Source organism: Paenibacillus sp. 1011MAR3C5 (assembly GCF_003591485.1).
In the GTDB taxonomy this organism is placed as follows: domain Bacteria; phylum Bacillota; class Bacilli; order Paenibacillales; family Paenibacillaceae; genus Pristimantibacillus.
Genome location: NZ_QZCF01000002.1, coordinates 208249 through 232598, shown reverse-complemented (window position 1 = coordinate 232598; position 24350 = coordinate 208249). Strand labels below are relative to the sequence as shown.

The following is a 24350-nucleotide window of genomic DNA, read 5'->3' as shown; positions in this document are numbered from 1 at the left end:
TCACTTCCTTTTCTATAATAAACGTTAAACGCCCTTTTTATTGCCCCACACCCAAGTATGGAGCTGTGGCAGCACATGTACGCCCCGCCATTCACCATCCGCCATCGCAAGCCCGATCAGCCATTCATAGCGCTCTACGAGATACGGCAGCATGAGGCGTGGCTCCGTCTCCGTCAGATTGCCGTTGCCGGCCTGGAGATAGAACGGCACACCCTCATACCGCATATGCACCGACTTCGCATAAGCCAGATCCGCTTCATTGAATACAACGACCTTCAAGCAGAAGTCTCTCCCCTGCTCCAGCAGCCTCGCTACAATGTCGTCCAGAACCGTCCAATCCGTCGACATGCCGGAGCTTGGCGGCTTGGGTGACAGCGTCAAATCGTCGATATCGGCGAACCAAGGCTGCCACCGGCTGCCTTGTGTCTCCAGCGCGGCTTTGATGCCCCGCTCATGCAAGCCTCCGATCAATTCCCCAAGCTGCGGAAGCAGTGCGGGATTGCCGCCGGATATCGTCACATGATCGAAGGAAGACCCTCCGATCCGCTCCAGCTCCTCGATCACCTCGCCGGTGGACAGCAGCCGTATCTCGTCCTTGCCGGTGCCGTCCCATGTGAACGCGGAATCGCACCAAGCGCACTGATAATCGCATCCTGCCGTCCGGACGAACATCGTCTTGCGGCCGATGACCATCCCCTCTCCCTGTACCGTCGGACCGAAAACCTCCATAACGGGGATGCGTCTTGAATTACTCATAGGAAGCCGCCTTTCGCTTCGGCCGATAGATGCAATAGCTCGTCGGCGTCTCTCTCAAATAAACCTGGAGGCACACCGGCTTGTTCGGCATGCCGTCGAGATAGCGCTGCACCAGCTCCCAGATCGTCCGGGCGACCACTTCGGTCGTCGGAAAGCGGTCCGGGTGCGCAGCGTCGAAGCTTTCGGCGTCGTCATTCAGCAGCGTATGATCGAACCGGCCATGAATCAGCCCCTTGATTGCAGCGAAATTAACGAGAAAGCCGGATTGATCCAGCTCGTCTCCGGCAACGGTCACATTGGCGTAATACGTATGGCCGTGAATACGCTGGCACTTGCCCGCCGCTTCGGACGGCACGAAGTGGGCTGCGTCAAATTGAAAATCCTTATTCAGCTCATAGTGATAATCATGCGGCACAGAGGGGTACACTTGCTGAAGCATCATGACCTCGCTCCCCCCGCCTCGCGGGATGCCGCATATTCCTCGAATCCTCTGCGGCGCAGCTCGCAAGCCGGACATTCGCCGCAGCCGTCGGCTTTGATGCCGTTATAGCAGGTCAGCGTGCGTTCCCTGACGAATTCGAACGCGCCCAGCTCGTCGGCGAGCGCCCACGTCTCCGCTTTATTCAGCCACATCAGCGGCGTATCGATTACAAAGTTATAGTCCATAGATAAATTAAGCGTCACGTTAAGCGACTTGATGAATACGTCGCGGCAGTCGGGATATCCGCTGAAGTCCGTCTCGCATACGCCGGTAACGATATGTCTCGCGCCAATGCCCTTGGCCAGCACCGCCGCGAATGAAAGGAACAGCAAATTGCGTCCGTCGACGAATGTCGTCGGCAGCTCTCCGTCCTTCTGCTCAATATCGATATCGTCCCGGGTCAGCGCATTCGGCGCAAGCTGGTTCAGCAGGGACATATCCAGTACATGATGCTTGACCCCAAGCTCGCCCGCGATCTCTGCGGCGCAATCGAGCTCCAGCTTATGACGCTGCCCGTAATTAAAGGTAATCGCCTCTACTTCGGCGAACCGCTCCAATGCCCAGAACAGGCATGTCGTGCTGTCTTGGCCACCGCTGAATACCACAACTGCTTTTTCATTCTTCAACATAAGCTGTCTCCTCTCAGATCGAGAAGGCGGAACTCCGCCCCGATTCCATCCGGAACCGGCGCATAGAAATAAGAAACGGCGCCTCGGGTTCCCCGAACGGGAACGCGAATGCGCCGAACACAAAAACGACGATGCCTGGACAGAAGGCTACCGCTATCGTTTTAGTTTTTTATAGAGGGAGTTCGCGAACCTCTCCCGGCGCTCTCAAGCCTGCTGGCTGATGCCGACCGGATTTGCTCTTCAATTGTTCACTCGTACTATAGCATAGACGCTATGGGTTGAAAATAGTAATTATTTCACGCCAGCGCCTCCAGCGTGCGGACCGCATGCTCGATCAGCTCCGGAATATCCTCCATCTGCTCCTCACCTATACGGCGGCGGAAGCGGAGTTCTGCCTGATTGCGGTAGCGTTCGTTATTCTCGCCATATACCCGGCTAAGCGTCTGGACGGGGCTGTCGTCCGGCATCCAGATATCGGCGATGCACCGTTCAATCTCTCGGCAGCGCGCATCCGCGTCATCGGCTCCCACCTCGGTATAGAACCGGATAGCGAGGCTGCAAGCCGCCTTTTCTCCCTGCAGCTTCAATATCTCTGCCGACAGGTCGCGCAGCGACGTATCCAGCACCAGCTCGGCCGTCACGCCGTCGCTGCTTCCCGCAAGCCGGAACGATACGGAGAACTCGCGGGACATGACAGCAAAGTCGAGCACATCCTTGCGGCCTGTAATGTCAATGATCCGGTCCAGGTTGTCCATATCGTACAATTCATTCTCGAAAGCGACCTTCAAATTATCGAATACGGTCGGGTCGAACATGCTGCATTCACCTCTTTATTTTCAACCAGATTCATGTAAAAATGGCCCATTTCTTAGGCACTTCCTTCTATTGTACCATGCCTGGCAAAAATATAGGCGTTCCCGGTTTGCTTTGGCCTTCCCTTTTTCCGTATACTTGTATATAGCAGATTGCTAGATCTCCTAATTCAATAGAGGTGACAGAGTGGACGATTTGAAGCAAGCCTACAAGGTATTGGGACTTAAGGAGCATGCATCCAAAGAAGAAGTGGAAAAACGCTATTCAACGCTGGTCAGACGGGAGAAGGCGCGCTCCAAGTCGGGAGACAGGGCTGGAGACGAGGAGTTTAGGCAAGTGACGGTTGCCTATCGGCTCATTCTTGCCCGCGAGGACGAGAAGTTTACGCAAGCATTCAACGAAAAAGAATACGGCAAATACAAAAACATGGCAGGCAAAGCACAGAAGCTGGATCACTTTTGGCGGTATTATAAGATTCATACGCTCGGGGCCATCGCGCTGATCGGGATTATCATCTATGGCATTATGAGTTATATCGATCATAAGGAGCATGAAAGATACTTGGCCAGTCTGCCGCCGATTGATCTGCAAGTGACCTTCATGGGCACCTTCATGGAAGAGAATGGACAAGAGAAGGACCTCGTCATGAACACGCTGATGGAACCGTTTCCAGAGTGGAAGAGGCTGGAGTACTCCACCATCTTCGTCCCTCAGGACGAAATGAACCGGTACGCGTATTTGCAGAAGGCGCTTGTAACGGTTATGGCCGAGATTCCAGATCTATATTTGATGGACAAATACATGTTCGAGTGGCTTGGACCGCAGGGGGCGCTCTTGCCGCTTGATGACCGCCCTGAGCTGTCTGCTTACGCGGACGGGCCGGCTGCGCTTGAACTGAAGACGGAGGATGACCCGGAAGGCTCCGTCTATGGCCTCGATCTGAGCAAATCGGATTTGTTCAAGGATTTGCCGATGATGAAGGTCGAGCTGATCGCAGCCGTGCGCACCAATGCGGAGCGTCCTGACAACGCAGTGAAATTTATTGAGCATTATGCAAAGACCATTCCCTCGCCGTAAGGGATAGCAACAAAGGGCAAGTCCATGACAGCAGCTGTGCTGCGCCTGGACTTGCCCTTTGTTCATTCCCATGCCCAATAGACGCCGCGAAACTACAAGCATCTTAATGTGACTTCAATATCCTGATTGTAATTGCCGAAGTCTTTGCCGAACAGCGTTACGCCTCCGCAGTTTTTGGCCGAAGCGCTGCAGGAGATTCGGAACAGGATCTCCTTGTCATAGGATAAGGACAGCCCGTCGATCGTGACGTCGGACACCTTCACGCCATCGATGAACGACCCTTGGCGTGTCACGCGGATCGTCTTCATGAGGCCGTGATGGATGTTTTTGTACCACCACTCCGGCGTATAGATCCCCCTTGCCCCACCAAAGTGGCCCGGATATGTCCAGGTGCCCACTTCCGTCCCGTTCACTGAAAATACGATATCTGAGGGCAAATGATTGACCGTGCAAGGCGTCTCCGAGCAAATCTCCAGCGAAATTTCCAGCGAGTCCGGCTTTTCGTTGCTAACCATATAATTAGGAATGCGGTACTCTACGTAACCCGATCCGAACCAGATGACCCGTGCATGCACATGCTCCGGGTCGGCAAAATACCGGGGGTCGTCGCACATGCCGATCATTCTGTCGGCGGCGGCAAGACCACAAGTCGGCTTGATCTCATAGGATGCGTAAGTCCCGACCGGCAAGGAGACGAAATAACGGCTTTTGTCCTCCGGCTTTGGCGCTCCCTTGAACAGCAAGGTTGCCTGGCTGAGCTGCAGATAACAGAGCTTCTGCATGCCCCGCTTGCCCGCGATGCTTTCGCTTCGGACGATGCCTGCCTCCTCCAGCATATGTATATGTCTGGTGACGATCGGAGACTTTATGTCTAGCGCTTCCGACAAGCTTTTGATGTTCATAGGCTTCTCGCCCAGCAGCTCGATCATCCGGACGCGCGTAGGAGAAGAGAAGCATTCCAAAAATCCCATGTTGCGTCTGCTGACTTCAATATCCATCCTGCAAAACCCTTCCCTATCATTACTCCGTTTGCAGCTTCATTATATAACTTAAAAGTTAATCTAACAATAGAAGCCGCACAACTTGACAGCCCAAATTCTATTCAATAAAATGAATCCCGAAAGCCCGTATTTAACATTTGATTAACCTAAAAGTTATTGTTAAAAGGAGGCGCGCCATGAATCCATTTCAATTCTACAACCCTACCCGAATTGTATTCGGTGAAGGGGCGGCCGATCAAATCGGCAAGCTGACCTCATCCTACGGACGGAAGGCCCTTCTCGTATATGGCGGAGGCAGCATCAAGAGCACCGGCTTGTACGAGCGCGCAGTCAAGCAATTAAAGGATGCCGGCGTGGCGGTCTTCGAGCTCGCGGGCATCGAGCCGAACCCGCGGCTGACTACGGTGAAGAAAGGCATGCATATTTGCCGGGAGCACGGAGTCGATATGATTCTGGCGATTGGCGGCGGCAGCGTCATCGACGCATCCAAGGCGATTGCAGCAGGTGCGCTGTATGAGGGCGACGTATGGGATTTCTTCACGCACAAAGCCTCTATCCAGCAGGCGCTTCCTATTGGCACAGTCTTGACGCTTGCGGCTACCGGCTCGGAGATGAACGGCAACACCGTTATTTCCAACTGGGAAGAGAAGCTGAAGCGCGGCAGCGACAGCCCTCATCTGTATCCGAAGTTTTCGATCCTTGATCCGACGCTGACCTATACTGTGCCGCGCAATCATACCGTGTACGGCTCCGTCGATATTATGTCGCATGTATTCGAGCAGTACTTCAGCAAAACGACCAACACGCCGCTGCAGGAAAGGTTCTGTGAATCCATCTTGCAGACCGTGATCGAGAATGTAGAGCCAGCCACCGCCAACCCTTCGGACGCTGCTGCAAGAGCCAACCTCATGTGGTGCGGCACGATGGCGCTGAACGGCGGACAGATCAGCCTTGGCATGGCTAATGACTGGGCTTCCCACGGCATCGAGCATGAAGTGAGCGCCATCTACGATATTCCGCATGGCGCCGGCCTTGCTATCATCTTCCCGAACTGGATGCGATATGTGTACCAGGAGCGGATCGACCGCTTCGTCCAGTATGCGGTCCGGGTATGGGGCGTTGACCCTGCCGGCAAGTCGGACGACGAGATCGCCCTCGCCGGCATCCAGGCTACCCGCGACTTCTTCACGCGCATCGGCGCGGAATCCAGGCTCGCGGACTTCGGCATCGGCGAGGATCAACTGGACCGGATGGCGGAGGAAGCGGTACGTTACGGCGATATCGGCTCGTTCAAGCGTCTCGGCAAAAACGATGTACGTGAAATTTTGCGAATGTCCCTATAATGAATCCCTATTAACGAGAGGAGCACTCCATCATGACAAAAGCGTTAACAGAAAGCTATACCTTAAGCAATGGCGTGGAGATGCCGAAATTCGGTCTCGGCGTATGGAAAGTGGCGGATGACGTAGCCGCATCTACCGTACAAGCGGCGATCGAAGCGGGATACCGCAGCATTGACACTGCGGCGGCCTATCAGAACGAAGTCGGCACAGGCGCAGGCGTGCGCGCCAGCGGCGTAGTGCGCGATCAATTGTTCGTCACAACAAAGATCTGGAATGCCGATCAAGGCTATGATACGACGCTCGCAGCGTTCCAAGCCAGCCTTGACAAGCTTCAGATGGACTATGTCGATCTCATTCTTATCCACTGGCCGGTCAAGGGCAAATACAAGGATACTTGGCGAGCGCTTGAGAAAATATACAGTGAAGGCAAAGCCCGCGCCATCGGCGTAAGCAACTTCCAGATCCATCATCTGGAGGACCTTATCGAATCGAGTGAAATCGTACCGATGGTCAACCAAGTGGAATATCACCCGCTGCTGACGCAAGTCGACCTCCATTCGTTCTGCCAGCAGCATAACATCCGTCTGACGGCTTGGAGCCCGCTCATGCAAGGCAATCTGGATCTTCCATTGCTCGCCGAGATCGGAGCGAAATACGGCAAGTCCCCTGCACAGGTTGTATTGCGCTGGGATCTTCACCAAGGTGTCGTAACCATTCCGAAAACAACCACCCCTTCCCGCCTGGTCGAGAACGCAGATATCTTCGACTTCGAATTGACCGAAGAGGAAGTTGCGCAAATCTCGGCGTTGAACCGCAGCCAGCGCTTTGGCCCGGACCCTGACAATTTCAACTTCTAATTGCCTTCAATACCAAGCGGCGCCGAAGCATGATGCTTCGGCGCTGTTGCTGTATCCGCACAGGAATGCCGGAAGGACTACCCGGTCATTCAGGGTCCAAATTTCCGGCTTTGCACAAGCATGGACGAATATAGTAACCTAGTAGGAATAGATATCATATAGAAGAAGATTTTATCCTCTCATTGTAGTACCGGACGAGCCATCCAGAGAAGATGTGGAATTAGACGGTTGCCTGCTTAAAATAGTGCTAAAGTCCCCATCCATTCCGCAAGTCATACCTTTACATCGTCAATGAAACGATTAACCTGTAAATAATTCACAGAACGTCCTTGTTGATCAAAGGAAAAGTGCAAACGTTTGTCGAATGTTTGCTAGAGCAATTCGCGAAGGAGGAGCGCTGGTGGATATGAAGTCAAAAGCCCGTATCTCGGGACTGTTGGAATCCCCCGAATGGACAAAAGAGATGGAGGCCTATCGTACGATATTGGAGCGGGAGACCCATCAGCCCCTGCCGGTCGAAATGTTCCTCGATTATGCCAAGCAGCTCTCCGACAAGGAGAAGCTGGCGATGGCGCTGACGCTGGAATTCCCCTTTGCCAGACGAGAATTGCGCAAGTGGCCGGATATGCTGTTCGTGAAGCTGCTTCGGACCTATGTACAGCAAGCCCCGGCCAGTATCGCCCTGAAGCGCAGGCTGATGCTGACTGTCATTCAGAAGCTGCCCTACAAAAATGATGAAGAGTGGCCCCCGCTAGCAGCCCTGCTCGACGAACAGGGGGAGCGGCTGGAGAAGGATGGGTACTGGCTGCATTACTGGTCACTCTATTTCCACCCCGGCAAATCGGATGAGCATGATCTCTGGCTTCTGGAAATGAAAAAGCTGGAGGAGCGCTGGCTGCAGACCGATGATGCCAATCTAAAGGGGGAGCTGCCGCCGCAAGCGGAAACTCCCGAAGAGGAGCATGCGGACAATGGAAAGCTGGATAAGAAAATCAAAATACTCGGCGATTTATATAAAAAAGAAAGCTCGACGCGGCAGCGGCTGGAACATGACCTCGTCCAGAAGAACAAGCTGATCAGGATGAAGTCGAAGGAAATGGAGCTGTTGGAAGAGGAAATCGAGCGCTTGAGAGAAGAAGCGGAGCAAGCTGCCGCCATGATTAGCCAGCAGCAGAGCACCCAGATGGAGCGGGATCGCCACTGGAAGCAGGAGCAGGCTGATTGGCTGGAGGAGCGCCATCATTTTATGGAGCAAATCCGCTCGCTGAACCAGCAGAGCAAGCGGCTGGAGCGCACCATCGAGGAGCAGAAGAAGGAGCTCGATTATCAGGAAAAGGACAAGGCGAATTTGCGGCAGGCGATATCCGATGTGCGGAATCAGCTGAACAGTCCGGAATCGATCGCAAGGCTGCTGTCCCACAGCATCGAGATGGAACTCGCATCGGTCGCACAGTCCATGCCGGCGTCGCGCAATGACGATTCCCGGCATACTGCCCTCTCCTCCCGCAATCGCATGCGCAAAGCGCTGGATGTGCTGGATGCGCTCGACCAATATCTCATGCTGAATACACTTCCGCTTGAAGAGGTACAGCCGAATCGGAGCAAACAGACGGTCGAGCCCATCGTCTGCGAAGAGCAGGAACCAGAGGCGCAAGAGGAGGCTTCCCATCCGCTTGTGCATGTTCAGCCTTCGCCGAATTCATTGTACGGCACCTTCTTCCGCCGCGATCATGGCGGGTTTATTCGGCTTGAGAACGGCGAATCGTTCAACATTACCGAATCGCTTGTCCAGCAGCATGAGCTTCAGCACGAGGCCGAGCTGCTATGTACGCCGGTGAAGCAGGATGGCAAGTCGCTGTATTACGATTTACAGTTGCTTTTCCAAGGAGACGACGCGTTCTCTCCGATTCATCAATTCGACGGCTATATCGAGACGGGTGAAGGCCATCTCTGGTTCTGCGTCGATATGAACGATCCGTCCAACCGCTATCAAATTCATTATAAGGATATTGAAATTCAGAAGCCGGCGCATGGCGATCCCTGCTCCTTCAACGTAGCGGAGGGCAGCCACATTGCCCGCTTGACCAAGCTTTACCGCCTGCAGGGCGAAGTCCTGACAGCTGACGCAAGCAAAACAAAGCCTGTGCACCCGGCACAGGCTGAGCAAGCCGCATCAAAGAAAAACAGAGAAAAAAGAAAAACGCTTATGTCCAAAGAGCAGCCGGCGCCGTTCCTGCAAGACTGCCTTATTACCATCGTTGGAGGCGTCCGCAAATGGTTCGAGCATGTCGTTCACGAAAGCGGCGCCGAGCTGGCGCATGACACCGGCGACCATCCGGAGCGTGTCGCAGCGGATTTGCGCCGATCGCAAGCGCTGTTCCTCCTCATCACCTCCACCTCGCATCGCGCGACGTGGGACGGGATCGACATTGCGAAGATGTACGGCATCCCTCACTTTGTGATCCAGGGCTCCAAGTCCAATCTGCGTTCTTTGCTATGGGATAATCGCGAAATGATAAGCAAAGCCAACCGCTAGGCCAGTTGCCGCTTCTGAGCGGCTATGTGCCTAGCGGAAGCCATTTCAGAAACTGCTGGATATGCTCGTCCCAATAAGCCCAGCTATGACCGCCCGGCCCATCCCTATACGTCAGCTTGTAATCGGTCTTCTCGCATGCATCGCGGAAGGCCTTATTGCCATGGTATAAGAAATCCTCGGTGCCGCAGCTTTGGTACAGGAGCGGCCGCATCTCATTATGGCCGGAAGCAGGCCGGTCCAGCAGCGCCAGCAAGTCATCCTCTGTCCCCCGAACCTCCTTGTCACCGAAGATCAGCTTGAAGATGCGGTCGAAGTCCCCGATTTCCTTCACATGCGCAGCAATATCAAGCGCCCCGGAGAAGCTGCCCGCCGCCGCGAAGCGGTCAGGATGGCGCAGCGCCCACTTGAATGCCCCGTAGCCGCCCATTGACAAGCCCGCCACAAAGTTATCTTCCCTAGCCTCCGACAGCGGGAAGAACGAGCGCGCCACAGCCGGCAGCTCTTCCGTTAAGAACGTCCAATAAGCCTCCCCATATGCCATATCTGTATAGAAGCTGCGATGCACATTAGGCATAACGACAGCCAGTCCAAGCTCAGCCACATACCGTTCGATTGAAGTCCGTCTGACCCAGATCGAATCATCGTCCGATAAGCCATGCAGCAAAAACAGCGTCTTGTGCTTCCCCATGGAAGCCGAGTTGTCGAGCCCGATCTGCGACCTTGTAGCTTGAGGCAGAATAACGGTCATAGACGTACTCATGCCCAGCGTTTCCGAATAAAATCGACAAGTAAGAAGTGCCATATGTATCCCCCTCGGAAATGATAATCGTTGAAGCTAATCGTAATGTAGCATAAGATTAATAAATTTTCATGTTTTTCTCATAAACGCTCATAATCGCCGTTCGACGCTGGATTATCATTCTCATACAGGAAAATCGGCCCTGTTTCACTATGTTATAGTGTGGGTACAACACGAAACAAGAAGGGATAATCTGAACAACATGAGAAACAGCAATCTGCTAAAAACCATCGTAAAAATTGGAGCATGCGGAGCAATCGCCTGGTCTGCACTCACCTTTGGAACAGCTGGCGACAAGGCTCATGCAGCTACGCCCACTTCGACAGAACTGATCGCATCGAGCAAGGAATTCATAGGTACCCCTTACCAATTCGGGGCAAAAGCCGGAAGCACCGCTTCCTTCGACTGCTCCTCCTTTACGCAATACATATTCAAGTCCTTTAATGTCTGGCTGCCGCGCACATCCGCCGCTCAAGCCAGCATGGGTACGAAAGTAGACAAAGGCTCCCTCAGCATGGGCGATCTCGTCTTCTACAAGACGAATGGCAAATCCATCAGCCATGTCGCTATCTATGCGGGCAACCAAAAAATCATCCACAGCTCCAGCAGCCAAGGCGTGACGATCACGAACATGAACTCCAGCTACTGGAAAGGCAAATATGTAACAGCGAGACGCGTTCTGAAATAGTACAGATATCACCTAAAAGAGCCTTCATCCGGTTATCGCAACCGGATGAAGGCTCTTTCTATGAATGGCTAATCATCATTCGTCTTTATTGGATTACAAGTCGATACGCAGCCAGCTGTCACTTCTTCCCACAACGTAACGGCTGTATTTATGCTTGCCCGCTATTCCTTCCAAGCCAAGCCTTCCGGCAGCTTCGTATACAGCAAAGCCGTCCCGCTCCCAATGCTTCAATTTGACATAGTAATGATTGTTCTCAAGCAGCGACTCCAGCAGATTTCTGCGGCTGATGAGCGGCAGCTCTCGAAGATCGACACCATTATACATGAGAATATCAAATACGAAATAAAGAACTGGCATCGTCTTCCTGGCTTCCCTGATCCGGGGCATGCCCTTCATGCGAAACCTCTCTTGCAGTTTGGCAAAATCCGCATGCCCTGTCTGCGGGTCCAGACAGGCGACCTCACCGTCCAGCACGACGTCCGCCGGCCTGCTGAGCGGCACGTTATGTAGCTCCGGGTATTGAGCGGTTGCATCGTTGCCATGCCGGGTCAACAGCACCACTTTTCCTGCCGACATATGAAGCTGCAGCCGCTGGCCGTCAACGATGGGCTCGAACCAGTAATTGCGATCCTCGAACGGCTCCGTTTTCTCCGTCATCAGCATCGGTTGTATGAACATAGCCTCTTCCTCCCGTATTCCCCATCTTATCATGAATCTATACATGGATTCGTCGGTAAATACAGGTGGGATTAGCGAATAATCCTTTTTTGGATGTCGCATAATAGCCTCAGGGCGAATGCTAGCAATAAATGATTAGACTTCGCCAAACGATTGAAGGAGGCTGAAATAAGATGGCAAACCAAAGCAGCAGCAACAACCTGGTCGTTCCCCAAGCGCGTGCCGCGCTGGAGCAAATGAAATATGAAATCGCTCAAGAGCTGGGCATCCAGCTTCCGCAAGACGGCTACTATGGCAATATGACAACCCGCGACATGGGCTCCATTGGCGGATACATCACACGCCGTCTCGTGCAAATTGCCGAGCAACAGCTCGCAGGCGGCCGCTAGACCGGCAGCTCGATGCAATCGGCACGAACCGCTCGCTATCAGACATAGCCGACAGAGCGTCTACATATAAGAACGTATCCGATCAACCGCATACTCTCTTATAGTTGCCAGGATCAGAGAGCGCCGCTGCGCTCTCTTTTTTCATTTCTCCTTTCTTTTGCGTGCAATAATCGGTAAAATGGGATAGAGTTGTCCTCGCTACATACGATCCTTGTTATTTTATTAGAGAAAGGAATATCCCAATATGATCATTCAACCGAAAACGCGCGGCTTTATTTGCACAACAGCGCATCCGCAAGGCTGTGCAGCTCAAGTTCAGCGTCAAATCGATTACGTAAAGGGTAAACCAGCTATTCAAGGCCCGCGCAACGTTCTAGTCGTGGGTGCATCCACTGGCTATGGACTGGCTTCCCGTATCGTTGCAGCATTCGGCTCCGGTGCGAACACGATCGGCGTATACTTTGACAAAGCGGCGGAAGGCGCGCGTACCGCTAGTGCAGGCTGGTACAATTCCGCAGCTTTTGAGGAAGCCGCAAGCGAGCAAGGAACGAAATCATACAGCATCGTAGGCGACGCGTTCTCCGACGAGATTAAAGCGAAAACCATCGACCTGATCCGCACGGAGCTGGGTCAGATCGACCTGGTTGTCTACAGCGTCGCCTCTCCGCGCCGTACGCATCCAAAGACAGGAGAAGTATTCTCCTCCGTCATTAAGCCGCTAGGCGAGACATACACCAACAAAACCGTCAACTTCCACAGCGGCGAAGTGTCGAAGGCGACGATCGAGCCGGCTACGGAAGAGGAGCTTCGCCAGACAATCGCCGTCATGGGCGGCGAAGACTGGCAGATGTGGATCGACGAGCTTCAAGCCGCTGGCCTGCTGGCTGAGGGCGCTACAACGGTCGCCTACTCCTATATCGGACCTGAGATTACGCATGCTGTCTACCGCGAAGGAACCATCGGCGCTGCAAAAAACGATCTGGAAGCGACGGCGCATAACTTGAACAAGCAGCTTGGCGAATCCGGCGGACGCGCTTATGTATCTGTGAACAAAGCGCTTGTGACACAGTCCAGCTCCGCGATCCCAGTCGTGCCGCTGTACATCTCCGCGTTGTACAAAGTGATGAAGGAAAAAGGACTGCATGAAGGCTGCATCGAGCAAATGTACCGCCTATTCTCCGAGAGACTGTACGGCGAAGGCAAAACGCTTGTCGACGACAAAGGGCTTATCCGCGTTGACGACTGGGAGATGCGCCCGGAAATTCAGCAGGAAGTGGCTAAGCTGTGGACCGATCTGACTACAGAAAATGTATATGAACTGTCCGATCTTGAAGGCTACCGCCGCGAGTTCTTCCAGCTGTTCGGCTTCGAGACGGACGGCATTGACTACGAAGCGGATGCCAATCCGGATGTAGCCATTAAGAACTTGAAATAAGACACATAGATAGCGGAGGCGCTGAGAGCGGAACCTTATGGTCCGCGCTCAGCGCTTTGATCTGACTGACTAATTGGAGGACAGAACGTTGAAAAACATCAAAATTTTCTCAGGCTCATCCAACCTAGAGCTTGCCCGCAAAGTATGCGAACAATTGGATCTGCCGCTTGGCAAATCCGCGATCTCCCGGCTGCAAAGCGGAGAAATTCATGTTTCCTATGAAGAATCGCTGCGCAACCATCACGTATTCCTGATTCAATCGCTTTCGCATCCGGTTAACGAGCATCTCGTCGAGCTGCTTGTTATGATTGACGCTGCCAAACGCGCGTCGGCGAAATCGATCAATATCGTCATGCCTTATTACGGCTATGCGCGTCAAGAACGGAAATCCGCTCCCCGTGAGCCCATCTCTGCCAAAATGGTTGCCGACGTACTGACAACTGTTGGCGCTGACCGCATCATTACTGTTGATCTGCATGCCGATCCGATCCAGGGCTTCTTCAAGATCACGGTCGACCATCTGACCGCTCTGGATATGATCATCGATTATTTGCGCGAGAAATCGATCAAAAATCCCGTTGTTGTCTCCCCGGATGCCGGACGTGCGACTACAGCCGAGAAGCTGGCGGGCTTGCTCGATTGCCCATTCGCCATCATGATCAAAAACCGTCCTGCGCACAACCAATCCGAAATTACTCATATTATCGGTGAGGTTGAAGGCATGACGCCAATCATTATCGAAGATTTGATCGATACGGGCAGCACGATCGTCAATGTCGTCGAGGCGCTCAAAAAACGCGGCGCCGAAGACGCGTTCATCTGTGCAACGCATGGCCTGTTCTCCGAAAATGCGGTCGACAAGCTCAGCCACCCGAACATTCAGGAAGTTGTCATTACGGATACGATCGCGCTGGAGCGTGACCGCCCGGACAACTTCATCATCCTGCCGATGGCTCCATTGCTTGGAACAGCCATTCGCATCATTACAGAAGGCGGCTCCATCGCTACGCTGTTCAAATCCGAATAACACAGAAGAACCTTCACGCCGAACGTAAGTTGCGGCGAGAAGGTTTTTTTCTGATTGGACACAGAAGCAGCTCGCGTTAATAAGGATATTTTCGCGCGAAAGCCACTTCCCGGCGAAGCCCTTCCGCCAGGCCGATTTTCGGTGAATAGCCCAGCAACCGCTCCGCTTTCGAGATATCCGCCCACGTATGCAGCGGCTCTCCGACGAGCCCGCCCGCATGGATAACTTGCGTTGGCTTCCCTGTCATCCATTCCAGCATTTCGATAATATCGTTGATTGACGCCCGCTCCTTGCCGCCAATATTAATCGTTTCGCCGATGACGCCGCTGGCGTCCGCCACTGCGGCAGTCGCTTCCGCACAATCGCCCACATACGTGAAATCGCGTGACTGCGTCCCGTCTCCGTACAAGGTGATAGGCTGGTTGCTCAAGATTTGATGGATGAAGCGATGGAAGGCCATATCCGACCGCTGGCGGGGCCCATACACCGTAAAGTAACGCAGGATCACGACCGGAACGCCTTCATTACGCCAGTATACCCGGCATAGGTGCTCGCCCGTCAGCTTGGATACACCATATGGGGATAACGGGGAAGGCATCGCATCCTCGGATACTTTGCCCGTCACCTCACCGTAGACCGAGGAGGTAGAGATATAGACAAACTTGTTCAACGGCTTTCCTTTGCAAGCTTCCAGCAGCCGCTGCGTTACATTGATATTATTCGTCACATAATGGGCGAAATCCGATCCCCAGCTGTTGCGCACACCCGGTATTCCGGCCAAATGATAGACAACATCCACGTCCTTCAATACGTCATCCCAGTTGGTATTAAGCAAATTCTCTTCGCGGAAGACAAACCTCGGATGATCCAGAACCTCCTCCAAATTCCGGCTCCCAATCACCCTCAGTTCATCGCGCAGCAAGGCATCAATGCCGATAACTTCATGCTCCTCCCGCTCCAGCAGCTTCTCGCAGAGATGAGAGCCCACGAAGCCGGCCGCACCTGTCACAACGATCTTCATAGACGGCCAACCCCCACATAACGAAGTCCGGCTTCCTTAACGGCAATCCTGTTTAATACATTGCGCCCATCCAGCACGACAGCTCCCCTCATCCGTTTCCCTACTTGCTCCCAGTCTGCTCGAATGAATTCCTCCCAGCCAGTAGCAATAATAACCGCGTCAGCGCCTTCGACTGCGTCCAGAGCGCTCTTCTTCCATTCGACACCGGTTATAGGCGGTGCCGCAAGCGGATCATATGCCGTCAGAACGCAGGCTTTCTTCGCCAAACCTTCCATTAAAGCTACCGCCCGGGAATAACGCAAATCATCCGTGTTCTCTTTAAAAGTCGCACCCCATACTGCAATATGCTTAGTCTCGTCTAATCCGCCAAGAACCTTCTCAAGCTTGCGCACATAAGCGTCAAGCTGCGTGTCATTCACTTCAGCGACGGCTTGCAGCAGCTTAAGCGGCTCGTTATGGGAGGCAGCTGCCGCCATCAGCGCCTGCACATCTTTGGGCAGGCATGAGCCGCCGTAGCCAATGCCTGCTTGCAGGAACTTTTCCCCGATTCGGCTATCCTTGCCGATCCCCCTTGCAACGTCCATAATATCCGCGCCGAAAGTGTCGCACACTCGCGCCAATTCATTAATGAAGGACAATTTTGTTGCCAGGAATGCATTGGAGCCGTACTTGATCAGCTCAGCTTCCGTCCTGCCTGTAAGGATCGTCTTTGCTTCGATTCCGGCGTACAGGGATTGGACAATTCCAGCTGCCGCTGCACTATGCGTTCCGATCACAATCCGGTCCGGATGGAACGTATCGTAGATAGCCGTTCCCTCACGCAAAAACTCCGGATTAGAGACTACTTCAAAATGCGCTCTAGGCACGCCTTTTTCAATCAGGTAAGATTCCGCCCACTCTCCCGTTCCGGGAGGAACTGTGCTTTTCATAATAATAACTTTAGAATCGTTGAGCGCACCGGCGATATCGTTCAGCACGCTTCTGACATAGACCAGATCCGCTGAGCCGTCTTCAGCAGAGGGCGTCCCTACTGCGATCATAATGACTTCATTTCGTCTCACCGTCTCCGCAACATCGTGACGGAAGAACAATCGATTGCCTGCACGATGACGATCCACCAATTCGTCCAACCCTGGCTCGTAGATTGGAATAATGCCAGTATTCAACCGCTCAACCTTCTCTTTGTCGCGATCCACGCAATAGACCACATGCCCAAGCTCCGCTAACACGGCAGCCGTCGTCAGCCCGACATAACCGGCACCGATAATCCCAATGTTCATGAAGCTGCATCCTTTCTTCGCAACCTTGACTGTATAGTATCATGTGCACCGGGGCGTTCAAGAGAAACGGCGTTTAACAGGGCTATTTACAAAACTTTTGGGAACATGCTTATATACAAGCTGCATGCATGCTGTGGACATGCTTACCTTCAGCGGACAGGTTCGAGGAGAGCATGCCGGTTTGACCTGCGCCCTCTCCAGCACGTACAATAAGGGGTATTCCTGCAAAATGAGGTGACGCAACAAATGCAAAAAACAGCTTACAAATGGTTCGTTCTCTTGTTGCTCCCAGCCTTGCTGCTAGCTGGCTGCGGAACATCCAACCAAGGTTCGAACAGCATAGATCCTGCCCCGGGGCAGACAAGCTCCAGTCCGCCTATCCAGACAGACACGCCAAATCCAGATCCTTCGGACGAGACAGCAGCAACGCCAACGCCTGATCCGCAACTAGATCCGATTCAGGAGCAAGTCAATCAAATGAGTTTGGACGAAAAAATCGGACAACTCGTCATCGTAGGCTTGGATGGAACCGAAATGAATGGATTCACCCAAAAAATGATCCAAGACTATAAGGTCGGCGGATTCATATTATTCAAAGACAACATCAAAAACGCGCAGCAGACGCATGCGCTATTGAATGATCTGAAACAAACCAATAATAGCAACGATATTCCGCTATGGTTAAGCGTCGATCAAGAAGGCGGCAGAGTGAGCCGCATGTCTTCCGAATTCGTAAAAATCCCGGCAGCGGGCCATGTAGCGGCAGCCGACAACTTGCCGTATACAAACGGAATCGGAAAGGCTTTAGGCACCGAGCTAAAGGCGCTTGGTTTCAATCTCGATTTTGCGCCGGTACTGGACATTAACAGCAACCCTAAAAACCCTGTCATCGGCGACCGTTCCTACGGTTCCACCCCTGACAAAGTCATTGCTCATGGACTGGAGGCATTGGACGGCATCACATCGGAAGGCGTAGCTGCGGTTGTCAAGCATTTTCCGGGACATGGCGACACTTCCGTGGACTCGCATTATGATTTGCCTCTTGTTCATAAAACGCTGGAGGAGCTGGAGAAATTCGAGCTCATTCCTTTCAAAGAGGCCATCGAGCAGGATGTTGACGCCATTATGGTCGCGCATTTGCTCATGATGGATTTGGACGCCAAACACCCTGCATCTATATCCAAAGCCGTAATCAACGACTTGCTGCGTGAGAAGCTGGGATATGAGGGAGTCGTGATAACGGATGATATGACGATGGGCGGCTTGCTGAATGGCAACAAAATCGGAGATGCATCCGTAACCGCTATCCATGCGGGCGTAGACATCGTGCTCGTTAGCCATGAAGAGAAGCTGCGAATCGAAGCGCTTGATGCCCTAAGACAAGCCGTCCACTCCGGCGAAATAACCGAGGAACGGTTGAACGAAAGCGTCTATCGTGTACTCAGCCTAAAGCAAAAGTACCAACTCAACGACGACGCAACTCCGGATGTAGACGTCTCCGCTGTCAACGAAGTCATCAACAACGCACTTCAAGCCCGGCCATAACGGCCCGGGCTTTTGTTGGCTCCAATATCTCATCACGATGCTATGCTGTCCATGTAACCCCACCTACAAAACTACAATTCCTTCTGCAAATGTTGCCACTAATTCCCTATTCAGTAGATGTTCTCCTCCCCCCACTACCCTGCTCACTCTCCCTCTGCTCAGGAGGCCCCGCGAGAAGAAAGCGGTTCAGTAAAAAATTATTATGTTCTACGCAACCTGATTAAGAGAGCGAAATGAAAGGCCGGCAACATACTCATAAGCACGCTCATTAGCGCCTAAGGCTGCATTTAATCTTAAACAATATTCATTCATGTAGCTTTGAGCATATTTGTCGCCGATTCCGCAGAACGTGTTCTTCATCCAGTAAAAAGCTTCTCCCTTGTATAACAACAGCCTTGCACATATTTGCCTACACCATTATCCGACTAAAATCTTTTCCTCGGGATATCCGATTTTGCTTACTTTTAGTTTACGCGCAAGTGCAAAGGCGAGCGTCAGCGGGCCTAGCCGTCCTGCAAACATGGTAAAGATAATAATCATCTTGCCGGCCGGGGTCAGATCAGGCGTAATGCCTACCGACATGCCTACCGTGCCAAATGCCGAGGTTGCCTCAAACAAGAGGTCGATAAATTCTTTTCCGCCTTCCGTAATCGTTAGCAGAAAAGATACAAACAATACTAGCCCGAGCGACAGAAGAATAACGGACAGGGCGCTAAGTACGATATTATGCGATATTTTTCGCTTGAAAATATGCACTTGGCTTCTGCCGCGAATACTGCTATACATAGCTACAAGCAGAATCATGAGTGTGTTGGTCTTAATCCCGCCGCCCGTTGAGCCAGAGGACGCACCGACAAACATCAGAAATACCATCAAGAACTGAGTAGCGGTCAACAGCCCTCCCAGGTCTACGGAATTGAAGCCAGCCGTTCGCGTTGTAACGCTTTGAAAATATGCAGCCCACAGCTTTTCGCTCCAGCTTAATCCGCCGAACACAGCAGGATTTAGCAGCTCCAGTATTAGAATAAGAATGAATCCGCCAACGGTTAGAAGCGCAGAGATAAGAAGAACGATTTTGGTATGCAGGGCAAACAAGCTCCATCTGCGCTTTTTCACAATATCGACAATGACGATGAATCCGATTCCGCCGAAAATGAATAAGAAAGAAATCACAATATTGACGATCGGATCTCCGACATATCGAACCAGGCTGTCAGACCACAAGCCAAAACCTGCATTATTGAAAGAGGAGACTGCATGAAAAACAGCGTAATACGCGGACTCGCCCACTCCCAATTCCGGCATCCATCGGAGCCATAATACAAATGCGCCTGCCGCTTCAAAGCTGAGCGTTATGACGACAATGCTAAGCACCAGCTTGACGAGCCCCTGGATGGAGGCTGATTTCGTTGATTCCTGGATGAAGACACGCTGCCTCAAGCCAATCTTTTTTCCAAGCAGCAATGCAATGATAACGCCGTAAACCATAAAGCCCATTCCGCCAATCTGTATTAGCAGCAAAATGATTCCTTGACCTAATAACGTAAAATCCGATCCGGTATCGAGAACCACTAAACCTGTCACGCATACAGCAGAAGTCGAAGTGAATAAGGCGTCAAGAAAACCGATTGACTTGCCGCTAGTGGAGGAAGACGGCAAAGCCAGCAGGATAGCGCCGATAAAAATGATAACAGCGAATCCGATAACGGACCATTGATGGGGATTTATCTCCCGCTTTTTCAACCTAGCCAAATCCATAAGTTACCCCTCTAATCTGCAAAAGTCCTCTCAAAACGGGTGATGTCACTATTTTTACCGATGATGACCAGCATGTCGCCTTCAAATATACAATCGTCCGCATGCGGGGAAACAACCAGATCATTGTCTTTTCTGCGAATTGCCATGACGCTGCAGCCGAAATTGGCTCTGAAGTCCAATGTTTTCAACGTTTTCCCGCAGAAGATTGGCGGCGCAATCATCTCGACAAGACTATGCTGGGGAGATAGCTCCAAATAATCAATCATATTTTTAGAGGTTACCTGATGGGCTACCCGAACTCCCGTATCACGCTCCGGATGAACGATATGGTCCGCACCGACGCCTTCAAGCACCCGCTGATGGTAATCGCTTGTTGCCTTTGCCGTTACGAACTTTACGCCGATGTCCTTAAGAATCAATGTGGTCAATATGCTGGACTGGAGATTTTCACCTATGGCTACAATCGCATGGTCCAGATTGCGCACGCCGAGTTCCCGCATCACCTGATCATCGGTTGAATCCGCTTGATAGACATGGGACAAGATAGGAGCATATTCCTGTACTCTCCGCTCATCCTTGTCGATGCCCATAACTTCGTAGCCAAGCGATAGCAATGTTCGCGTCACACTTCCCCCGAATCTTCCTAACCCAATGACTACAAATTGTTTTCCCATCTGATGAGCCTCTCTTCTACTTATCATTGTTGATTGCACACAGCAAAAAACCACAGAGAAACAGGCTCTCTGTGGTCATGACGAACACAAGCGCGCGCACTTATCTCCCGAACAACGCTTACGAGGTTAGCTGACGGATTCGGAAGTCGAGAGCTCCCTACCATATAACTATGGATTCACCCCTGCGATCCAATAGATCGCTTTGGTTCCCCCGCTGATCCTAACGGACCATTGAGCGTTACGCTTATTCATTTATGAGCCTAATGCTACTCCTTTCCGAATGTTTTGTAAAAGCGCATTCCAGACATGTTTCGCCGGAAAAAGCCTAAAAAGCCCGATAAGAACGCTTACATACATGGCGCTATCAGCCGATCTTGCATTTTATTCGTTTATTGATGATTTTCTCAACTAGCGGATATACATTTCATCGAAGTTGGACATTAGAGGGAATTTAGTCCGGTTCCTCAGACAACACCATTTGTAATTTAAATTGCTTTGGCGTGCAGCCGTTGAAGCGTTTGAACATTTCATAAAAGTGCGCCATATTTTCCAGTCCAACGGAATATGCGATATCTGTTATTTTCCGGTCTGTCAGAGCCAGCAGACGCGTGGCTTTAGCGATACGTCGCCGATTGACATACTCAGTGAACGACAGTCCCATATGCGCTTTAAAATACTTAGAGAAGTATACATAGCTCATTCCGGCTAAAGCGCTCAGTTCCGCCATGTGTATCTTCTCGCCTAGACGTTCGTCTATAAGAGCAATAATAGGCTTAAGCACGTGAGCGTCCAGCTTTCCGCCCGGAGATAATATGCCGTTCGTGTCATGCCTCAGCATGGTAAGCATCAACGCTTTGATATGCATGCTGACCGCTACCTCGTAGCCATGGCGCTTGGCCATGACTTCCTCATGAATGCTGGAGATCGCGCGTCCGACCGCCTCCCTTGCATCTGGATTGAATGCAAACCGGTCATTCATTCCGTCAAGCGGCTGAAGCACCTCCAAGAAACAGCTTAAATAGTTGATCGTTGCCGGATCGAAGTACGGCTCCAAATCGACGTGAAGCACGATATATTCTGCTTCATGCCCTGCATGACCTACGGCTCGATGAAGCTGATTGGAGCCAATCACCATCACATCGCCCTGTTCCAGGCGATAGGCTTGGCCTAACGTATGCATCTCATGCACACCTTCTAATACGAGAATAAACTCTACTTCCTTATGATAGTGCCAGCTTGGCATTTCCGCGCCGAAGTGGCCTTCTTGGAGAAACGTCCATACTTTCAGGCAGAGCTGCTGATTCTGGTAATGAATAGGCTCTTTGATGATGTCCAAGACGATCCCGCTCCCAAATGTTCAAATGTTGAAAATGGATACAAAACCATTAAATAATGGCATATACGCCTGCTGCTCTTCCCTAGTATGATTAAGACATAGCTAATCACAAATAAAGGAAGGTGACCCTCTATGAAAGTTGCAGTCCTAGGCTGCGGAGGCATGGGTGCTATTCATGCCGGTATATACGCCAGCCTTGCAAACGTGCAATTAACAGGTGTTTGCGATGCAAATCGTCAGTTGGCCGATACATTGGCTGAGCAGACAGGAACAGTCGCGTATTACTCGTTCGATGACATGCTGGCAAATGCGGATTTTGATGCGGTAAGCATCGCTCTGCCTACTTATTTACACAAAGAATATACGCTTGAAGCTGCAAAAGCAAGAAAGCATATTATTTGCGAAAAGCCTATTGCTCTTTCGCTTGAAGACGCCCGGGAAATGATGAACGCCTGTGAAGAAAACAATGTTCGCTTATTTGTAGGTCATGTCGTACGTTTCTTCCCCGATTACATCCATCTTAAGCAGACACTGGACAGCGGAAAACTGGGTCGTCCGGCAGTCGCGCACGCAAGCCGAATTGGCGCACATCCGGGCAGCTGGTTCCATGATGAAAAGCTGAGCGGAGGCGTCATCGTCGATTTGATGATTCATGATCTGGACTTCCTTCGTTCATGCTTCGGTGAGGTCGAAAGCATATACGCGCTGAACGCGAAACAAGAGGAGCTCGATTATGCTCTGGTCACTTTGCGCTTCGAAAACGGTACAATTGCGAATGTGGAAGCGAACTGGGGTTATCCAGGGCCGTTCCATACCAAAGCTGAAATTGCCGGCAGCGCCGGTATCGTTCGAGCCAACAGCCTGAAGAGCAGCTCGCTCCAAATCGTCAAGAACAAAGCAAGCAGCGATTCGACCGGATCAGTCGTCATACCGGGAAGTCCGGGATACAGAAGCCCGTATGAGCTGCAGTTGGAGCACTTTATTCGCAGCATAGAAGATGGAAGCGAGCCGATCGTGACTGCAGCCGATGCCTACAAAGCGCTTGAATTAGCCCTTTATGCAAGAGAAAGCGCTGCTACCGGAAAAGCTGTCTATCTGAAAGGAGGCAACGCGCAATGAGCAACTTAAAGGTTGGTATGATCAGCTTCGCACATGAGCATGCCTTTTCTTATCTAGATGCTTTGCTGTCCGTCCCAGAAGTTGAGATCGTTGGTATTGCAGATCCTGTCCACGCTCGAGTAGCGGAAGTAACAGCCAAGCATAACATTACGTACTATAACGACTATCATGTGCTGCTTGAGCAGCCGCTGGACGCAGTCGTCGTCTGCTCCGAGAACGCGCTGCACGCCGAAATTGTAATCGCTGCCGCAAGCAAAGGCGTTCATGTGCTGTGTGAGAAGCCGCTCGGTATCTCTGTCGAAGAGATGAATGACATGATTGATGCCTGTAAGCGCAATTATGTTCAGCTTATGACGGCCTTTCCTTGCCGCTATCTTGCCGCAGTCGTACAAGCCAAGCAAGCTGTTGAACGCGGCGAGATCGGCGAGATCGTAGCGATCAAAGGCACCAATCGCGGTACAGCACCGTCCGGCTGGTTCGTCGACCGCAGCTTGTCCGGGGGCGGTGCCCTTCTCGACCATACCGTGCATGTCATGGACCTTATGCGCTGGATTACCAGCTCTGAGCCAATTGAAGTATACGCTTATGCCTCCACTTTGTTCAATGAGCAGCTTGAGGTGGACGATGCCGGGATGATTCATGTGAAATTCGAAAGCGGTGCATTCGGGGTTGTCGATACAAGCTGGTCTCGAAAGCCCCCATTCCCGACATGGGGGGATGTCACCATGGAGATTATCGGCACAAAAGGCGTATTGTCCGTCGATTCGCTGGCTCAAGTCAATGAAGTATACAGTCAACAAGTCGGACTTGGGCAGTGGAGCTATTGGGGGGACAATATGGATCTGTATCTGATTCGTTCCTTCGTACAAGCCATCAGCAGCGGCGTTCCCGTACCAATTACGGGAGAGGACGGCATGCGTTCTGCAGCCGTCGCTCTTGCCGGCTACCAATCGATTCAAGAAGGCCAGCCCGTCAAGCTGCGATCCGATTCATCATACAAGCCGTAACATTACGAGTACGCTCTGAACAGAAACATCTCCTTGATCGTGTAAAAGGACCTCAAAACCGCTCTCTGGCGGGCTGAGGTCCTTTTTGGCAAGCGGGGTGG

23 protein-coding genes and 2 riboswitches are annotated in these 24350 nt (G+C 52.0%); of the genes, 11 read left to right on the top strand and 12 right to left on the bottom strand.

The features are described from left to right. Nucleotides 1-24: 24 nt before the first annotated feature. The 4 genes from queE to D3P07_RS05870 form a co-directional block, all read right to left on the bottom strand. The gene (gene queE / locus D3P07_RS05885; RefSeq protein WP_119799175.1) at nt 25-756 is read right to left on the bottom strand and encodes a 7-carboxy-7-deazaguanine synthase QueE; all 732 of its coding nucleotides are present in this window, start codon (nt 754-756) and stop codon (nt 25-27) included. Beyond that, nucleotides 749-1195: a 6-carboxytetrahydropterin synthase QueD gene (gene queD, locus D3P07_RS05880; RefSeq protein ID WP_119799978.1), complete on the bottom strand. Its 447-nt coding sequence runs from the start codon at nt 1193-1195 to the stop codon at nt 749-751. The genes queE and queD overlap by 8 nt, the downstream gene beginning before the upstream one ends. Further along, a complete protein-coding gene (gene queC, locus D3P07_RS05875; protein WP_119799977.1) occupies nt 1195-1863 on the bottom strand; it encodes a 7-cyano-7-deazaguanine synthase QueC in 669 nt (222 codons plus the stop codon). Before queC ends, queD begins: the two co-directional genes overlap by 1 nt. Nucleotides 1864-2021: 158 nt before the next feature. Next, nucleotides 2022-2065: riboswitch (PreQ1 riboswitch) on the bottom strand. A gap of 97 nt (nt 2066-2162) precedes the next feature. Beyond that, nucleotides 2163-2681, bottom strand: a complete 519-nt coding sequence (locus D3P07_RS05870) for a hypothetical protein (RefSeq protein WP_119799174.1) — start codon at nt 2679-2681, stop codon at nt 2163-2165. 184 nt (nt 2682-2865) lie between these two features. Here D3P07_RS05870 and D3P07_RS05865 point away from each other — a divergent pair, with 184 nt between their 5' ends. Continuing rightward, a complete protein-coding gene (locus D3P07_RS05865) occupies nt 2866-3756 on the top strand; it encodes a J domain-containing protein (RefSeq protein WP_119799173.1) in 891 nt (296 codons plus the stop codon). A 92-nt stretch (nt 3757-3848) separates the two neighbouring features. Here the strand turns inward: D3P07_RS05865 and D3P07_RS05860 are convergent, their stop codons facing one another. Beyond that, on the bottom strand, nt 3849-4754 hold the full coding sequence (locus tag D3P07_RS05860; RefSeq protein ID WP_119799172.1) for an ArsR/SmtB family transcription factor: 906 nt from the start codon (nt 4752-4754) through the stop codon (nt 3849-3851). A gap of 179 nt (nt 4755-4933) precedes the next feature. On the opposite strand from D3P07_RS05860, the gene D3P07_RS05855 reads away from it, so the two are divergent. The 3 genes from D3P07_RS05855 to D3P07_RS05845 all read left to right on the top strand — a co-directional run bounded on the left by D3P07_RS05855 (nt 4934) and on the right by D3P07_RS05845 (nt 9493). Further along, nucleotides 4934-6100, top strand: coding sequence for an iron-containing alcohol dehydrogenase (locus tag D3P07_RS05855; protein WP_119799171.1), 1167 nt, complete (start codon nt 4934-4936; stop codon nt 6098-6100). A 32-nt stretch (nt 6101-6132) separates the two neighbouring features. Further along, nucleotides 6133-6957: an aldo/keto reductase gene (locus tag D3P07_RS05850; protein WP_119799170.1), complete on the top strand. Its 825-nt coding sequence runs from the start codon at nt 6133-6135 to the stop codon at nt 6955-6957. A gap of 400 nt (nt 6958-7357) precedes the next feature. Then, the gene (locus tag D3P07_RS05845) at nt 7358-9493 is read left to right on the top strand and encodes a hypothetical protein (protein ID WP_119799169.1); all 2136 of its coding nucleotides are present in this window, start codon (nt 7358-7360) and stop codon (nt 9491-9493) included. Between the two features lie 22 nt (nt 9494-9515). Here D3P07_RS05845 and D3P07_RS05840 read toward each other — a convergent pair whose 3' ends face one another. Beyond that, nucleotides 9516-10295 carry an alpha/beta hydrolase gene (locus D3P07_RS05840; RefSeq protein ID WP_119799168.1) on the bottom strand — a complete coding sequence of 260 codons (780 nt, stop codon included), beginning with the start codon at nt 10293-10295 and terminating at the stop codon, nt 9516-9518. Nucleotides 10296-10494: 199 nt separating this feature from the next. Between D3P07_RS05840 and D3P07_RS05835 the strand changes: the two genes are divergently transcribed. After that, entirely contained in the window at nt 10495-10980 is a 486-nt protein-coding gene (locus D3P07_RS05835) for a C40 family peptidase (RefSeq protein WP_119799167.1), read from the top strand. A gap of 93 nt (nt 10981-11073) precedes the next feature. Here D3P07_RS05835 and D3P07_RS05830 read toward each other — a convergent pair whose 3' ends face one another. Further along, nucleotides 11074-11658 carry an ATP-dependent DNA ligase gene (locus D3P07_RS05830; protein ID WP_182914199.1) on the bottom strand — a complete coding sequence of 195 codons (585 nt, stop codon included), beginning with the start codon at nt 11656-11658 and terminating at the stop codon, nt 11074-11076. Nucleotides 11659-11831: 173 nt separating this feature from the next. Between D3P07_RS05830 and D3P07_RS05825 the strand changes: the two genes are divergently transcribed. The 3 genes from D3P07_RS05825 to D3P07_RS05815 all read left to right on the top strand — a co-directional run bounded on the left by D3P07_RS05825 (nt 11832) and on the right by D3P07_RS05815 (nt 14509). After that, complete coding sequence (locus tag D3P07_RS05825; protein WP_119799165.1) at nt 11832-12047, top strand: alpha/beta-type small acid-soluble spore protein; 216 nt, start codon at nt 11832-11834, stop codon at nt 12045-12047. Between the two features lie 244 nt (nt 12048-12291). Continuing rightward, nucleotides 12292-13482 carry an enoyl-ACP reductase FabV gene (gene fabV / locus D3P07_RS05820; RefSeq protein ID WP_119799164.1) on the top strand — a complete coding sequence of 397 codons (1191 nt, stop codon included), beginning with the start codon at nt 12292-12294 and terminating at the stop codon, nt 13480-13482. An 88-nt stretch (nt 13483-13570) separates the two neighbouring features. Beyond that, nucleotides 13571-14509, top strand: a complete 939-nt coding sequence (locus D3P07_RS05815; RefSeq protein ID WP_119799163.1) for a ribose-phosphate diphosphokinase — start codon at nt 13571-13573, stop codon at nt 14507-14509. A gap of 76 nt (nt 14510-14585) precedes the next feature. On the opposite strand, the gene D3P07_RS05810 is transcribed toward D3P07_RS05815, so the two are convergent. Together D3P07_RS05810 and D3P07_RS05805 are read right to left on the bottom strand one after the other, a co-directional pair. Next, nucleotides 14586-15530 (bottom strand): NAD-dependent epimerase/dehydratase family protein, encoded by a 945-nt coding sequence (locus D3P07_RS05810; RefSeq protein ID WP_119799162.1) that lies wholly within the window; start codon nt 15528-15530, stop codon nt 14586-14588. After that, entirely contained in the window at nt 15527-16810 is a 1284-nt protein-coding gene (locus tag D3P07_RS05805) for a UDP-glucose dehydrogenase family protein (RefSeq protein ID WP_119799161.1), read from the bottom strand. Before D3P07_RS05805 ends, D3P07_RS05810 begins: the two co-directional genes overlap by 4 nt. 246 nt (nt 16811-17056) lie before the next feature. On the opposite strand from D3P07_RS05805, the gene nagZ reads away from it, so the two are divergent. Beyond that, nucleotides 17057-18355, top strand: a complete 1299-nt coding sequence (nagZ, locus tag D3P07_RS05800; protein WP_119799160.1) for a beta-N-acetylhexosaminidase — start codon at nt 17057-17059, stop codon at nt 18353-18355. 417 nt (nt 18356-18772) lie between these two features. Here the strand turns inward: nagZ and D3P07_RS05795 are convergent, their stop codons facing one another. The 3 genes from D3P07_RS05795 to D3P07_RS05785 all read right to left on the bottom strand — a co-directional run bounded on the left by D3P07_RS05795 (nt 18773) and on the right by D3P07_RS05785 (nt 22123). Further along, nucleotides 18773-20113 carry a TrkH family potassium uptake protein gene (locus D3P07_RS05795; RefSeq protein ID WP_119799159.1) on the bottom strand — a complete coding sequence of 447 codons (1341 nt, stop codon included), beginning with the start codon at nt 20111-20113 and terminating at the stop codon, nt 18773-18775. Nucleotides 20114-20124: 11 nt separating this feature from the next. Continuing rightward, nucleotides 20125-20787: a potassium channel family protein gene (locus D3P07_RS05790; RefSeq protein WP_119799158.1), complete on the bottom strand. Its 663-nt coding sequence runs from the start codon at nt 20785-20787 to the stop codon at nt 20125-20127. Between the two features lie 100 nt (nt 20788-20887). Next, nucleotides 20888-21035, bottom strand: a riboswitch (cyclic di-AMP (ydaO/yuaA leader). A gap of 203 nt (nt 21036-21238) precedes the next feature. Next, nucleotides 21239-22123, bottom strand: coding sequence for a helix-turn-helix transcriptional regulator (locus tag D3P07_RS05785; RefSeq protein WP_119799157.1), 885 nt, complete (start codon nt 22121-22123; stop codon nt 21239-21241). A 132-nt stretch (nt 22124-22255) separates the two neighbouring features. Between D3P07_RS05785 and D3P07_RS05780 the strand changes: the two genes are divergently transcribed. Beyond that, nucleotides 22256-23242, top strand: coding sequence for a Gfo/Idh/MocA family protein (locus D3P07_RS05780; protein WP_119799156.1), 987 nt, complete (start codon nt 22256-22258; stop codon nt 23240-23242). Beyond that, complete coding sequence (locus D3P07_RS05775; RefSeq protein ID WP_119799155.1) at nt 23239-24249, top strand: Gfo/Idh/MocA family protein; 1011 nt, start codon at nt 23239-23241, stop codon at nt 24247-24249. The genes D3P07_RS05780 and D3P07_RS05775 overlap by 4 nt, the downstream gene beginning before the upstream one ends. Nucleotides 24250-24350: the final 101 nt, after the last annotated feature.

Coding starts and splice junctions, on each gene's coding strand:
- queE (WP_119799175.1), bottom strand. CDS start 756: ATGAGTAATTCAAGACGCATCCCCGTTATGGAGGTTTTCGGTCCGACG.
- queD (WP_119799978.1), bottom strand. CDS start 1,195: ATGCTTCAGCAAGTGTACCCCTCTGTGCCGCATGATTATCACTATGAG.
- D3P07_RS05870 (WP_119799174.1), bottom strand. CDS start 2,681: ATGTTCGACCCGACCGTATTCGATAATTTGAAGGTCGCTTTCGAGAAT.
- D3P07_RS05860 (WP_119799172.1), bottom strand. CDS start 4,754: ATGGATATTGAAGTCAGCAGACGCAACATGGGATTTTTGGAATGCTTC.
- D3P07_RS05855 (WP_119799171.1), top strand. CDS start 4,934: ATGAATCCATTTCAATTCTACAACCCTACCCGAATTGTATTCGGTGAA.
- D3P07_RS05850 (WP_119799170.1), top strand. CDS start 6,133: ATGACAAAAGCGTTAACAGAAAGCTATACCTTAAGCAATGGCGTGGAG.
- D3P07_RS05840 (WP_119799168.1), bottom strand. CDS start 10,295: ATGGCACTTCTTACTTGTCGATTTTATTCGGAAACGCTGGGCATGAGT.
- D3P07_RS05835 (WP_119799167.1), top strand. CDS start 10,495: ATGAGAAACAGCAATCTGCTAAAAACCATCGTAAAAATTGGAGCATGC.
- D3P07_RS05830 (WP_182914199.1), bottom strand. CDS start 11,658: ATGTTCATACAACCGATGCTGATGACGGAGAAAACGGAGCCGTTCGAG.
- D3P07_RS05825 (WP_119799165.1), top strand. CDS start 11,832: ATGGCAAACCAAAGCAGCAGCAACAACCTGGTCGTTCCCCAAGCGCGT.
- fabV (WP_119799164.1), top strand. CDS start 12,292: ATGATCATTCAACCGAAAACGCGCGGCTTTATTTGCACAACAGCGCAT.
- D3P07_RS05810 (WP_119799162.1), bottom strand. CDS start 15,530: ATGAAGATCGTTGTGACAGGTGCGGCCGGCTTCGTGGGCTCTCATCTC.
- D3P07_RS05805 (WP_119799161.1), bottom strand. CDS start 16,810: ATGAACATTGGGATTATCGGTGCCGGTTATGTCGGGCTGACGACGGCT.
- nagZ (WP_119799160.1), top strand. CDS start 17,057: ATGCAAAAAACAGCTTACAAATGGTTCGTTCTCTTGTTGCTCCCAGCC.
- D3P07_RS05795 (WP_119799159.1), bottom strand. CDS start 20,113: ATGGATTTGGCTAGGTTGAAAAAGCGGGAGATAAATCCCCATCAATGG.
- D3P07_RS05790 (WP_119799158.1), bottom strand. CDS start 20,787: ATGGGAAAACAATTTGTAGTCATTGGGTTAGGAAGATTCGGGGGAAGT.
- D3P07_RS05780 (WP_119799156.1), top strand. CDS start 22,256: ATGAAAGTTGCAGTCCTAGGCTGCGGAGGCATGGGTGCTATTCATGCC.
- D3P07_RS05775 (WP_119799155.1), top strand. CDS start 23,239: ATGAGCAACTTAAAGGTTGGTATGATCAGCTTCGCACATGAGCATGCC.